The organism is Paenibacillus sp. GCM10028914, assembly GCF_042666275.1.
Lineage (GTDB): Bacteria > Bacillota > Bacilli > Paenibacillales > Paenibacillaceae > Paenibacillus_AQ.
Map to the genome: position 1 here is coordinate 1 of NZ_JBHTFO010000009.1, position 12,978 is coordinate 12,978.

10 protein-coding genes are annotated in these 12,978 nt (G+C 48.1%); 4 read left to right on the forward strand and 6 right to left on the reverse strand.

Annotated elements, in window-relative coordinates; translation table 11 throughout:
• Window positions 1-95: 95 nt before the first annotated feature.
• From ACFQV5_RS08680 to ACFQV5_RS08700, 5 genes are all read right to left on the reverse strand, one after another.
• On the reverse strand, window positions 96-1,172 hold the full coding sequence (locus ACFQV5_RS08680; protein WP_379245713.1) for an FtsX-like permease family protein: 1,077 nt from the start codon (window positions 1,170-1,172) through the stop codon (window positions 96-98).
• Entirely contained in the window at window positions 1,169-2,446 is a 1,278-nt protein-coding gene (locus tag ACFQV5_RS08685) for an ABC transporter permease (protein WP_379245715.1), read from the reverse strand. Before ACFQV5_RS08685 ends, ACFQV5_RS08680 begins: the two co-directional genes overlap by 4 nt.
• 2 nt (window positions 2,447-2,448) lie before the next feature.
• Window positions 2,449-3,210 (reverse strand): ABC transporter ATP-binding protein, encoded by a 762-nt coding sequence (locus ACFQV5_RS08690; RefSeq protein WP_379245717.1) that lies wholly within the window; start codon window positions 3,208-3,210, stop codon window positions 2,449-2,451.
• Between the two features lie 113 nt (window positions 3,211-3,323).
• On the reverse strand, window positions 3,324-4,595 hold the full coding sequence (locus tag ACFQV5_RS08695) for a HAMP domain-containing sensor histidine kinase (protein WP_379245719.1): 1,272 nt from the start codon (window positions 4,593-4,595) through the stop codon (window positions 3,324-3,326).
• A complete protein-coding gene (locus ACFQV5_RS08700; protein ID WP_379245721.1) occupies window positions 4,595-5,284 on the reverse strand; it encodes a response regulator transcription factor in 690 nt (229 codons plus the stop codon). Before ACFQV5_RS08700 ends, ACFQV5_RS08695 begins: the two co-directional genes overlap by 1 nt.
• Window positions 5,285-5,478: 194 nt before the next feature.
• Here ACFQV5_RS08700 and ACFQV5_RS08705 point away from each other — a divergent pair, with 194 nt between their 5' ends.
• Entirely contained in the window at window positions 5,479-7,131 is a 1,653-nt protein-coding gene (locus ACFQV5_RS08705; RefSeq protein ID WP_379245723.1) for an SWIM zinc finger family protein, read from the forward strand.
• Window positions 7,128-10,085, forward strand: a complete 2,958-nt coding sequence (locus ACFQV5_RS08710) for a DEAD/DEAH box helicase (protein WP_379245725.1) — start codon at window positions 7,128-7,130, stop codon at window positions 10,083-10,085. The genes ACFQV5_RS08705 and ACFQV5_RS08710 overlap by 4 nt, the downstream gene beginning before the upstream one ends.
• Before the next feature lie 12 nt (window positions 10,086-10,097).
• Here ACFQV5_RS08710 and ACFQV5_RS08715 read toward each other — a convergent pair whose 3' ends face one another.
• On the reverse strand, window positions 10,098-10,940 hold the full coding sequence (locus tag ACFQV5_RS08715) for a helix-turn-helix transcriptional regulator (RefSeq protein WP_379246186.1): 843 nt from the start codon (window positions 10,938-10,940) through the stop codon (window positions 10,098-10,100).
• A gap of 132 nt (window positions 10,941-11,072) precedes the next feature.
• Here ACFQV5_RS08715 and fabF point away from each other — a divergent pair, with 132 nt between their 5' ends.
• Together fabF and ACFQV5_RS08725 are read left to right on the forward strand one after the other, a co-directional pair.
• Entirely contained in the window at window positions 11,073-12,311 is a 1,239-nt protein-coding gene (gene fabF / locus ACFQV5_RS08720; protein WP_379245727.1) for a beta-ketoacyl-ACP synthase II, read from the forward strand.
• 161 nt (window positions 12,312-12,472) lie between these two features.
• On the forward strand, window positions 12,473-12,976 hold the full coding sequence (locus ACFQV5_RS08725) for a hypothetical protein (RefSeq protein ID WP_379245729.1): 504 nt from the start codon (window positions 12,473-12,475) through the stop codon (window positions 12,974-12,976).
• Window positions 12,977-12,978 lie beyond the last annotated feature (2 nt).

Consider the following 12,978-nt stretch of genomic DNA (forward strand, 5'->3'; position numbering starts at 1 on the left):
ACCGAACTCATTTAGAGAAAGCTGCCTAATGAAATAACCGTGTCTAACTTTTGGGGGTCACTTCATACCTTGGGGCTTTTTTCGTTCTAAACGTATTATTCCACAATCAGACTGTATGCCGAAATCTTGTTAATTCTCCGCGCTGCCCACATGGATATAATGTAGGCGAATAACACGACGATCACACACAGAAGAACAATGGTCGGCAGATGAATATCAAGTTTGGAGTTGGTTACACCTACAGTATACAGAAGCATAGACAACAGCGGATTCGTACCCAATCCTCCGAGAACACCACCCAGCATCGCCCCGAAAGCCACAACAGGAACGAAGCTAAGCGCAATCTGTGTTTTCAGCTGATAAGCAGTATAACCTAAGGATTTGTAGATGCCAAGATCCATCTTTCGTTTCAAGATCATCGCATGAATGACAAGATACAGAATTAAAGTGACAACAATAACGGTTACGATTAGCACAACGGTCATCAGTAATTTGATAGCGCTGGTATAGGTGCCCAGCTGTGTATCGCTTAGATCACGATAATTTTGAACTTGAGCGATCCTCCCGTTATAATCCTGCTTCAACTGCCCTATAAAGGCCTCGACATCTTTAACCCCGTCCTCCAAATATAAATTTACAGCCTGGAGTTTAAAGTCAGGATCAATCAGATGCATACCGGACAGCGTCATGAATGCCTCTCTCCCACCGTTTCTCATCGTTTGCGTGAGGCCTGTGACCAGATATTTACCAACCACTCCATCCTGCTCAATTTCAAGCGTATCACCTATTTTTTTGCCCAATATATCAGATAACACACCTGTGATCACAATCTCATTATCATAACGCGGCATTCGTCCCTTATATGCAGACAAATTCTCCATCTGACTGTAATCATCCGAGACTTGGACAACCGAATCTTCCCCCGCCAAGCTTAAGATCACCATATCCAGTTGTGTTGTCTTGACAACCGACGCCTCATTCTTCAGATCCGAGAACAATTGGAATGTGTCTGTTTCCGGATGTGCATTCACCACTACATCGGCTATTTCACTACCTGCCATATTGTAAAGCGCGCTCTGATCCACCGCCATGTTGTAATACGTAATAACCGAGAATACCGAAGCAAAAGTAACTCCAGCCACAATGACCGCTACAATTCCGTTCTGCTTCATATTTGCTGCAATCGTTTTGAGGGCAGCACGAGTTGAAGTCCTCCTCGTGACTTGTCTAGTCGAAAATGGTTCCTGCGGAAACTATGCGTATTCACCCCGCCTCGAAGCGCAATGACCGGGGGTAATTTTTTGATGCGCCGACTGGCAATCAGCGTTACGATCAACACCAGCATCAGTACTGTCAAGACGCTGATCATATCGATACCAGGATGAAACGCGTTATCCCACCGAAGTCCGGCCAAGCTGGACATCATTCCACCCACCCAAGGAGATACAGCGTACGATAGCCCGATCCCAAGCACAGACCCTATGACGCCGAGCAGCATAAATTGAAGCACCATGGATGCCGTAATTTGTCTACTCGTATATCCCAGTGCTCCCAAAGCACCGATGTTAATCATCTGATCCTCTATACTATTGACGAGCCGGAATCGTATAACGATTAGCGCTACAATAACAATAATCAAGGCAAAAGCGGCGAGCAGCATAGCAAAGATGCTGATCATCATCGTGCTGGACATCGACATGCCCATAAAATCAATCACATTCGTCTTATATAAAGAATGGGTACCGGAAAGCGGCACATCGGTCTTCATTTTAAAATCACTCAGCAGATCGGATGATTGCTCCGGGTCGTTCATCCTAACGGATAACATGGTACTTCCAGCAAGCTCCCCAATCGCTGCCTCAAGTTTCTTATATCCTGCACCCGTCAGGAAAAACTTTAATGCTCCCGCATTCATCATACCGAATGAAGCAGATTCATAGTAACCTGCCACGGTAAATCGATATTCCTGATTTAAATACGTGACGGTATACGTATCTCCCAGCTCATACCCCGTACTCTTCAAGGAAATGGGTACGTATATAGCCTCTTCGGAAGGAACCTCAATCTGTTCAATCGGCTCGAACGGAGCAATCTGGCGTGGATGATCCAGGTTTAGAAAAGCAGTTCCCAGTCCAAGCTCACTACTGCCGACCCGGATACTCGCCTGCCCCATGTAAATCATACTCTCTGCTTCCACTTGCGTAACTTGGGGTTCATGATCCCAAAAGTCCTTGTATTCTGGTTTATATAGATCGTTACTGAGGATCACAATGGTGTGTGCCCCCTTCGTCTCTTCGACTTTATCAAGGAAAAATGGCTTTACCTTCACAAAAATCCCGAGACCCACGTTAAGCAGCATGGCAGCAATCAGAATTAGAACAGCAAGTGACACGGCTGAACCTTTATTTCTTCGGAGATTCGCGGCAGTCAGATTCAGAATCCTCATGCTTACCACCCCATCTCATCCAAAAACACATTCAGCTGCTCATGTCTGTCCGTTTCACTTCCTGATCCGAAAGGCGCAAGTCTCAGCTCACCACATACAATGCCATCCCTTAAATAGAGGATACGGTTTCCGCGCAAAGCGGTTTTGATATCATGGGTCACCATGACAATACTCTGCGCCCCTTGGTTAACTTCAGTCATGATATCCAGCACACTGCTGCTTGAAGCGGAATTTAAAGCTCCCGTCGGTTCGTCCGCGAACACGATAGCAGGCTCGTTAATCAATGCCCGAACAATGCCTGCCCTCTGCGCTTCCCCTCCAGAAAGCTGTGACGGGAACTTTACCCAAGCCCCTTCATCCAGACCAACCCGAGCAAGCAACTCCTTGGCCCGCTTGATGATGGCTTTCTTATTCCGACCCAGCAGCAAGCCGCTGGTCAGTACATTATCTAGCACACTCATGTTATCCAGCAGATAAATATGCTGGAATACGAACCCACAGTGATCCCGCCGGAAGACCGCCAACTGATCATTGCTTAGCTTGGCAATATTACGATCATTAAAATGAATATCTCCAAGCGTCGGCTTATCCATGCCTGAGAGCGCGTACAGCAGCGTCGATTTTCCCGAACCGGAGCTCCCCATGATGACAGTAAAGTCACCCTCCATAATTTGAAGATCCACATTTTTCAGCACATGCTGCTGGTGGCCTCCCCGGGAAAATGTTTTGCACAATTTTTGCGTGGATATCATAACTTTCGGCATACACTTACCACCCCTATATATAAAAATAAGACTGTAACGTTAATGACAGCCTTATCATACACAAACAGTTCTTAATGAAGCTTTGTCTAATCCTTAACCGTTCCTTAATTCTATTAGACCAACCGGATTTGAAGCTTAACGGTAAACCCGTCTTCCCGATTGTGACATGAAATGTCACCCTGCATTCGCTCCATCAGGTACTTGGAAATATACAGTCCGAGCCCTGATCCCCCAAGGCCCTCCGAATTGCTTCCCCTCTGGAACTTATTGAATAGCAGCGGCAATTCATCTGTAGGTACACCATCTCCAAAATCCATAATGCTCATCACCAGAAAATCTCCTGCCTCGCTCAATCGAAATTGAATATGCAGCTCCGTGTCCGCATACTTGTAGGCGTTACTGATGACATTATCGAACACCTGCTGTAAACGTCTCACATCGGTGAGCAGCATAACGTCCGGAATGATACCGCAATGGATCTTATCGTAGTGGTTAACGTTCTGAATCATATCAGAGAGCACCGTACTGTACACCTCGTTAACCGACACCTTCAACTCATCAAGCTCCTCCAGTGTCGTATGGAACATGTCGGTAACGAGCAGATCAATCTGCTCGGCCTTACTATGTATCATTCGCAGCTGCTTCTGCTGCTTCCCATCCTCCGCCAGCACCAGCATCAACTCACTCACTGCTTTAATAGAAGAAAGCGGCGTCTTGATATCATGGCTAAGGCTTGCAACCAGCTCCTTCTTACTTCGGTTCGCCTCATACTCGCTCTGCCGCGCCGCTGCCAGCTCCACTCGCATGATGTCGAAGCTTTCGCTAAATGCTCCAAACCAGTTATTTCTATTCATTTCAAGCGGTGTTTCCAGCTGACCACGAGCAACCTGCTGTGCAAAATGCTGGAGCTTCCGAAATGGACGGATAACCGTCCGATTCACGTACACAAGATATAGGACACACAGAAGCGCAATGGTGATGTAAATCAAGAGTGCCACTGTAAAAATCCACCTGCCGGATTCCTCAGCTACGCGGCGGCCGTCATTCGGTATAATCAATTTTCCAACAATCGTACTCCCCTGCTTAATATCAACAACCGTATCTCGATTTCGGATCGCATCATTTACAGTAGTCGCTCCACCTTCCGAACTGCTGAATAATACCTGCTCGTCCAGGCTTAACACAACAAACGGAAGCTTCAAGTCACGAAAGCTCGCCTGGTCTAGGTCATCCCACGAAGCTTCAATCTCTTTAACGGTTTCGTTGACAGCAATGATGTCTACGCCAGCGCCGCCCCATTCTGTCCGATTCATGAGCTGCCATGATAATAGAACGCCTCCGGCAAGAATGATGCACATGATGACAATGATCCGCTTCATCTTCATCAGTTCTGCTCCTCAAACACATACCCTGTTCCCCAGACGGTCTTGATATACTGCGGCTCGTTCGGGTTCTTCTCAATCTTCTCCCGCAAATGCCGGATGTGCACATTCAAGGTACCGTCACCTGTAATAACGTCACCCCATACATTTCGGAACAGCTCTTCCTTCGTCACCACCCGGTTCTTATGCTGAACCAGATACGAAAGCAGCTTGAACTCCAGCGGCTTCAACCGGATCTCTTCGCCATGTACACGAACACGGTATAAATCAGCATCCATAACGACAGCTTCTGTCTGCACGGACTCGGACCGATTATCCACTGTACTGGCCTGATACCGTTTCAGAACCGCTTTCACCTTGGCTAACAGCACGCTTAACGTATACGGCTTCCGAATATAATCGTCACCGCCAATATTCAAGGCGATAAGGATATCGTCGTCACTTGAACGGGCACTAATAAATAGTATAGGAACCTCCGTCGTCTGCCGCAGCTTCTTACATAGTTCGAATCCAGAATCACTGCCCAGATTGATATCTAGCAGAATTACGGAGGCTTCATTCTTCTTCCAAAAATCCATACAACCAGCCGCATCCGTCACGAAGGCCGATTTCACATCAAACATATTTAAATATTCGCATGTCGTTTCTGCGAGAATCGTCTCATCATCGACGATCAAACAATCATATTTCATGAACAGAATACTCCATTTCTAATTGAACTTATTCCGTACTGGGAACCATCGGATTATAGTTAATTACCATATTATTCATCATACAATATTTTCTATTGAAATCATGCCTTTCTCTACCAACTTATTTATATGGTGGTCTGGATATGGTAGATTAGAGTCCATAAAACTATTAGCTCTCAGGAGATGGATTTACCATGAACCTTATCCAGCCACTGGATGATATACAATGGCAGACACTTATACAAAATACAGCCGCATATTTCAGTGATTTAACGATCAAACGCGGATTTCAGTACTACAAACAGGGACGGGTGGGCCCTCTGCATCATACAAGTGATGACCATATCGAAGCGATCGTTCAAGGAACCGATGACTATCATGTCAACCTTGTTCCCGGTTCACTGGAGGATAGCCGCTGCACATGTCCTGTCAGACATAAGTGTAAACATATGGTTGCCGTCCTGCTGGACGCCGCAAACAAGCAGGGACGATCTGTTCACGCACTTGTAAATGCCCACTCAACAACACTCATAAGGTATGGTGAAATGTCTTCCGGAGAACCCGAGACTCGACTACATTCATCCCAGTCCAATAACAGACAATCGGGAGTCTTCGCAGCGATCAGGGAACAGGCCCGAAATCTGCCCGAAATGCCTATCTCCGCTTGGCACCAACTATTCGGTCAATGTGTCAGTACCCTTGAGGTCAACACCCTAAATTCCCTATACTCCAGAAATGCACTGGAAGCCCTCTACAGCATCAAGCCTTCTCTTACCGGAATCATGGATTTGCTGTTTGAGCTTCATACACGTTTATTTGTGCTCGACAAGCTGGTAAAGCAGCCTCCGAACCAAGGCATCGGTGCTGGTCTCTTTATCGGTTATCACGTTCAAATTGCTGCGGATGATATTCAAAAGGATATTAAACAGCAGCTTTCCTCTGGGCATTTCTTCATTCCCACAGAGGCCGAGCTTTCGCTGCGTGTAACCGAGACGCTGGATTATCTGCGGGAAAAAATGCTGACCGAGTCCCGGTATCATCCTTTCTTCTCTAATATATACAATCAGCTCTGGCTGTACGGATTCCATCAAGATGGTGGAAATATGGAGTTGTACGCTAGAGAGTTGCAGCATTTGAAAACAGCTGAAACGGAGCTTGGAAACGCCTATTCACGGGCTGCCGGCATGCTTGCCCAAAGCCTGATGCACTTCTATCTTGTACAGGATCAAGAAGCCTTTGATTTGCTCCGGGCCGCCGACAAAGCACTCTATATCCAGCCAGAACAGCTAATCCATTTCCTCGACATGCTCTCTGAGGCGGAAGATTGGCCTCGCTTAACCAAATGGCTGGCTGTGACCGGTCCTCTGCTTGCCAACTACCGGAATCATAAGCTGAATAGTTACATGGCTTACTGGGATCAAGCCGTACAGCAGCTGCCCGAAGCAGAGCAGTTCCTATGGGACACACTCGTTGACATGCTCCCTCACTCCAAGGACATCTATCAAGAAACTCTCCTTGCCCATGGGAAGTGGCAGCAATGGATGGATTATCAGCTGAGTACCGGAAGAGAGCCGCTGGAGTTTCGTGTTAGCGTCCTGCAACCTATTGAGAAACATGCACCAGAGCTGCTGCTGCCCTTTTACCATCAAGCTGTAGATCGGTATATTCTTCAAAAAAACAGATCCAGCTACAAATCAGCGGTCAAGCTGCTGAAGCGGCTGTCCAAGCTTTACAAAAAACTGAAGCGAGAACAACGTTTTGAAATCTTCATGGAAGGATTCGCCGGTCGCCATAGCCGGCTTCGTGCACTCCAAGAGGAGCTTCGGAAAGGGAAATTGATATCATGAGCCAACATACCGAAACTATCACCGTCCAGATTACCTTAAGTGCCCATGGGGATGCGCTCATTTACGGATCGACCCTGATGAAGGGTTATCTGCCCGGTCAAACACTGAAGCAATTGCTCTTCGCATGGCATGAAGTATCCTTTTACGGAACGGAACTGGAGATTCAGCGAGTTCAGGAGGTTGAGCTCGTTGTGCTGCCCGCAGAGCAGGTTATTCCTTTCTTCGCTGATTTAAAGCTGCTGAGTCATATCGAATGGTTGTGGGGTGAGGAAAGTGCTCCATTCATCCAGCTTGCGCCTATGCTTCATGAATGCATTGAGAACAGAGCATTCGTCCCGAGCTTTACCGCCTATCTAGATGGAAAGCTGCAATGGATCTGGGATTCCGAAGCCCTTGATCCGGAAACCCGAGCCAAACTGTCACAGCTGCAGCAAGACCCATTACTTGGCGAGGGCCTTAATGCCGCCTTCTCTGCATCTGTCTTTGAGCGCTGTTATGGAACAGAAGCCGAAGCCGTCGATTTAAGACGTGAATATCCGCTTCTCTTCACAAAAGACCGTTCAGCAGCTGCAGGAATGGATGCTCAGTCTTGGCTGATTGCGATGGGATGGAAAGCTGATACCGCTCCCTTCCGTCCTCTACTCCAGCTTATGGAGCCGGACGAAGAAGAAATGGAGTGGCGGCTGAAGCTCGTCCTTCAAGACAAGCGTGACCCGGCCCTGCTCTGCCCTGTTCGGCTGTCTCCGGATGGCGATGTTACCGGTTCATGGCCAGAATCATGGACATCCCATGTTCAGGAGAGAGCAGCCAGCTGGATAGAACGTCTCCGCGCTGCACTCCCAGCACGAATGCTCTCAAATGACGGACAAGACATGATCAGTTCAGCATTATCTGATGAGGCAGCCTGGCAGTTCCTAACCGTAGACAGTCAGAGACTGCTCCAGACCGGTTGGCAGGTACTCCTACCGGCTTGGTGGGAAGCAGCGACACGCAAGAAACCGAAGCTACGCGCCAAGGTCCGCTCTGGAGAAGGCAGTGGTCAGGAGCGCAGCATCGGAAACTCCCTGTTCGGGCTCGACTCTATCGTGAACTTCGATTGGCGAATCGCCATTGGCGATTCTACGCTTACAGAAGCCGAATTTGCTGACCTCGTGGCACGAAATGAGCGGCTCATCCGTTTCCGTGGACAATGGATAGCGCTCGACCCTGCACTCGTCGCTCAAATCCGTCAGGCCATGGAAGGGATGGATGCTTCGCAGGGGTTATCTTTTCAGGATATTCTTCACCTCCACTTGCTAGGAAACGAGGATAAGCAAGAGAACCAAGAGCAGGAAGACGAAGAAAAAGGTCCTGATCGCATTAAGTTAGAGGTTGAGCTTAATGAGCATTTGCTCGGTCTAATCAGCCAGCTTCAAAGACAGAGTGAATGGCCGGAGCTCCCTGTACCCGAAGGCCTTCGCGCGGAACTTCGAACTTATCAGCGTGAGGGATTCGCATGGCTTGCCTTCTTGCGGCGTTTCGGGCTCGGCGCCTGTCTCGCAGACGATATGGGTCTTGGCAAAACCGTACAATTCATCACGTATTTGCTCCATGTCAAAGAAACGACGGCGAATCAAGGAACAAGGCTCCCTTCTCTTCTGATCTGCCCAACTTCCGTACTCGGCAACTGGCAGAAGGAACTGAGCCGTTTCGCTCCGTCCATACAGGTTATGCTTCATTACGGAAGCAAACGGTACAGCAGTGAGGAGTTCCATGCGGAAGCAAGCCAGTCTGACATCGTCCTGACCTCTTATGCTACCGCTACTCTGGATCAGGAATTGCTTAAAGAGTTCAAATGGGAATCGATCTGCCTTGATGAAGCTCAAAATATTAAAAATGCCCAGACCAAGCAGTCCACAGCGGTTCGCAGCTTTCCGGCAAAGCATCGTATCGCGCTGACCGGTACGCCAATTGAAAACCGCCTGTCTGAATTATGGTCGATTTACGATTTCATCAATCCGGGATATCTCGGGAATTTGAGGGCCTTCACGAACCGCTTCATTCAAGCAATTGAGAAGGATCATGACGAGAAGAAAACGGCCGATCTGCAAAAACTCGTTAAGCCGTTTATGCTTCGGCGCAAGAAGAAAGACCCAGCGATTCAGCTGGATCTGCCAGAGAAGAATGAGATGAAGACGTATATTCATCTCACGACTGAGCAAGGTGCGCTCTATGATCAGAGCGTAAATCAGCTCATGGAGCGTATGCAGAAGCTGGAGGGAATTGAACGGAAAGGTGCCATTTTGTCGGCGCTCACGCAGTTAAAGCAGCTATGTGACCATCCGCTGCTCCTGACTAAAGAAGCTCTCCCGGAAGTAACGGGGCCTTCTGGCCGCATACTTGATACCGAGACGCTCATTAACCGTTCATCCAAGCTAGAACGTCTCCTAGCCATGGTAAAAGAGCTTCGGGAAGAGGACGAACGGTGCCTCATCTTCACCCAGTATATCGGTATGGGTGAGATGCTGCAGCAGGTGTTGCAGCAGGAACTTGGCGAGCCTGTACTTTATCTGAACGGCAGCACATCAAAGACCGCACGCGACCGCATGATCGACCAGTTTCAGTCGCGGACACTTCCAGCATCCGAGCAGCCTAACGTATTCATTCTGTCGATCAAAGCCGGCGGTGTCGGCCTGAATCTAACCGCAGCGAATCACGTCTTCCACTTCGACCGCTGGTGGAATCCGGCGGTAGAGAATCAGGCAACCGACCGCGCCTACCGTATGGGACAGACGAAAGATGTTCAGGTGCACAAATTTATCTCCCTCGGTACACTGGAGGAGCGCATCGATGAAATGCTAGAGAGCAAGCAGCAGCTCAGCGATAATGTCATCTCCAGCAGCGAAGGCTGGATTACTGAGCTATCGACGGATGAACTGAAGGATCTGTTCACCTTGAGAAGAGATTGGGCATAAGGGTCTACACCCTTATGCCTTTTCTTCCATCAACTGCCGCATCTTCGCCTCTGTATTCGTATCCGGCGCAGGTGTATAGATGCTGCAGCGTAAATCATCGCTTCCATATGCGTGAAGGGATGTAAGCTCAAATACCATTTTCCCGGCTTTAGCATGTCTGAATTCAAGATTCACTTCGGGAGCATAGCTCACCTGACTCTGCTCCCACATGCGAGTAAAGCCGGGATGATCTCTTTTCATTTCATCCAAAAATGATCCATACCATTTATCCTCCACATATTGTCCGTAATATGAACGGAACATCGCCAGAAATCCGCTGGCAAACTGGTCCCAGTTCACCGCCAAACGTTTAAATTCTCTCCGGGTGAAGAGCAACCGGATCATGTTTCGTTCTTCTGGGGGAATTTGTTCGAAATCCATGAACACTTGCGCTGCAGCGCTATTCCAGCCGACGATATTACACATGCGATCGGAGATAATAGCTGGACAGCAGCGGAGTTCTTTAATAATTTTTTGCAGGGAGGGGCTGATCTGGGCCGCTTCCTGTTTGTACGTGTAGGTGTTTGCACTTGATTCATAGGCTAGTGAGAACAAGTATTTTCGCTCATCCGCACTGAGTTGCAGCGCATTAGCTATGCAATCCAGCACGGACGAAGAGACTTGTATATCACGTCCTTGTTCTAGCCAGGTGTACCATGTTGTGCTTACGCCTGCTAGTTGTGCAACTTCCTCTCTCCGCAGTCCAGGCGTTCTTCTCCGGGTTCCTGCCGGTAATCCTACGGATTCCGGGGAGATTTTAGCCCGTTGGGATTTCAAAAATGCTGATAATGCTTGAAGTCTGGCCTGTGAGTTCATCATAATCTTCCTTTCGCAGTCCTATAGGATGGCAGTAATTATACTAGGATAAACCGTATCTTGTAATAGGATATTATACATGACATCATAACCCTAGGAATGACAAGTTATATATTCTAGGAGGTTGATCCTATGGAAAGAGTCGTCATCACCGGCATGGGCGTGATCTCGCCGCTCGGTAACGATGTAGAAACATTCTGGTCCCAATTGGTTCAGGGACATTCCGGTATTTCACATATAGAAGCATTTGATACAACGAAGCAGAAGGTGAAAATTGCGGGGGTCATCCGGGATTTTGATCCGGTTGAACGTTTTGGTGTGAAGGAAGCAAGGCGTATGGATCGATTCTGCCAATTCGCTCTAGCAGCGGCAGATGAGGCGTTTATCAGCTCTGGCCTCCAGCTTGAGCAGATTAATCCAGAACGCATGGGTGTATATATCGGCTCCGGGATTGGAGGCATCCAGACCTTGATGAATCAAAGTGTTGCTCTCGCCTCACGCGGACCGGAACGCGTCAGTCCCACACTCGTTCCGATGATGATTCCGAATATGGCGGCGGCCATGGTCGGTATTAAATACGGGGCTTTGGGCTCTTCCCTCTCACCAGTAACCGCTTGTTCGATCGGCAATACAGCGATCGGTGAGGCTTTCTTCAACATCCAGGCGGGAAGGTCCGATATCATTTTTGCTGGAGGAACCGAAGCTGCAATTACTGACATATCTCTAGCCAGCTTCGCCAATGCGACAGCCTTGTCCACCCGTAATGATAATCCGGCAAAAGCAAGTCGCCCCTTCGATGCAGGACGGGACGGGTTTGTTATGGCAGAAGGCGCAGGCATCCTCATACTCGAGTCTCTGACACACGCCCTGCGAAGAAATGCGGTGATCTTGGGTGAGGTGATCGGTTATGGTGCCAGCTCCGATGCTTACCACATGGTTGCAACACCAGCAGATGGTCACGGAGCAGCCCGGGCGATGAAATTGGCGCTTGCAGAAGCCCATCTCTCACCCGATCAAATCGATGTGATCAGTGCCCACGCAACGAGTACAGAGATTGGAGACCGTTCAGAAACCGCGGCGATCAAGCAAGTCTTTGGAGCGGACGCTTTGCGCATTCCCGTAACAGCCAACAAATCGATGACCGGTCATATGCTTGGTGCTTCCGGTGGTGTCGAGGCTATTGCCCTTGTGAAATCCTTGCAGGAGGGAATCATTCCACCTACCATCAACCTTGATACCCCAGATCCCGCCTGTGACCTGGATTATGTCCCGAATGAAGCCAGAAGAGCCAATTTACACATCGGCATGTCGAATTCATTTGGCTTCGGGGGACATAACTCCGCTATTGTGATAAAGAAGTTTGAGATGTAACTCTTCAGATAACCCTTAATCTACCTAAGCCCCTTCCCAGGGGCTTTTTTTATGTTCCATGTTGTGACCTATTTTTCGAGTAGTGACAAATCATATTTTAAGATTTATGCGATTCATATACGATAAGCATTACAATTGGAAGAAATCGGAGGTTTGGAGCAGTGAAAAAAATCGTCTTTTCTCTTTCTATAGTCGCTATCTTCGCATCCCTCATTGCTTTCGCTGTTTACAGCCAGTACCAGCTTCGTCAAGAACCTGTAGTATACAGCTTCGACATCCAAACGGAAGATTTCTCTATCAATGATATCGTGCTCGTGGCTTACCCTAATTCGTTATATGTAGCAGGAAACTATTATTTAGAGATGATCGGGGACAATAAACAGTTTGACGGAATTGGGTTTGAGTTGTCTATCCGTGAAAGATCTATTATGTCGCTCAGTCAGGCTGGCCACCAATTTGATTTACCTCATGCTGCTGCAGGGAAAATATACGTCGACAGCTATGGCGTGTTGAATGGCATTACCATTCGCAAAAATGATATTGTAGACGTGGATATTCGCTATAACATAAACGGCAGAGCCAAGAAGGTTGTCGGCGAAATCAAATTAATCGATGTTGTGAAGCCTTTTTCTTCAACGGGCGATAGGGCTCCAATAATTTTATAGAC

Coding starts and splice junctions, on each gene's coding strand:
- ACFQV5_RS08680 (WP_379245713.1), bottom strand. CDS start 1,172: ATGAAGCAGAACGGAATTGTAGCGGTCATTGTGGCTGGAGTTACTTTT.
- ACFQV5_RS08690 (WP_379245717.1), bottom strand. CDS start 3,210: ATGCCGAAAGTTATGATATCCACGCAAAAATTGTGCAAAACATTTTCC.
- ACFQV5_RS08695 (WP_379245719.1), bottom strand. CDS start 4,595: ATGAAGATGAAGCGGATCATTGTCATCATGTGCATCATTCTTGCCGGA.
- ACFQV5_RS08700 (WP_379245721.1), bottom strand. CDS start 5,284: ATGAAATATGATTGTTTGATCGTCGATGATGAGACGATTCTCGCAGAA.
- fabF (WP_379245727.1), top strand. CDS start 11,073: ATGGAAAGAGTCGTCATCACCGGCATGGGCGTGATCTCGCCGCTCGGT.
- ACFQV5_RS08705 (WP_379245723.1), top strand. CDS start 5,479: ATGAACCTTATCCAGCCACTGGATGATATACAATGGCAGACACTTATA.
- ACFQV5_RS08710 (WP_379245725.1), top strand. CDS start 7,128: ATGAGCCAACATACCGAAACTATCACCGTCCAGATTACCTTAAGTGCC.
- ACFQV5_RS08715 (WP_379246186.1), bottom strand. CDS start 10,940: ATGAACTCACAGGCCAGACTTCAAGCATTATCAGCATTTTTGAAATCC.
- ACFQV5_RS08685 (WP_379245715.1), bottom strand. CDS start 2,446: ATGAGGATTCTGAATCTGACTGCCGCGAATCTCCGAAGAAATAAAGGT.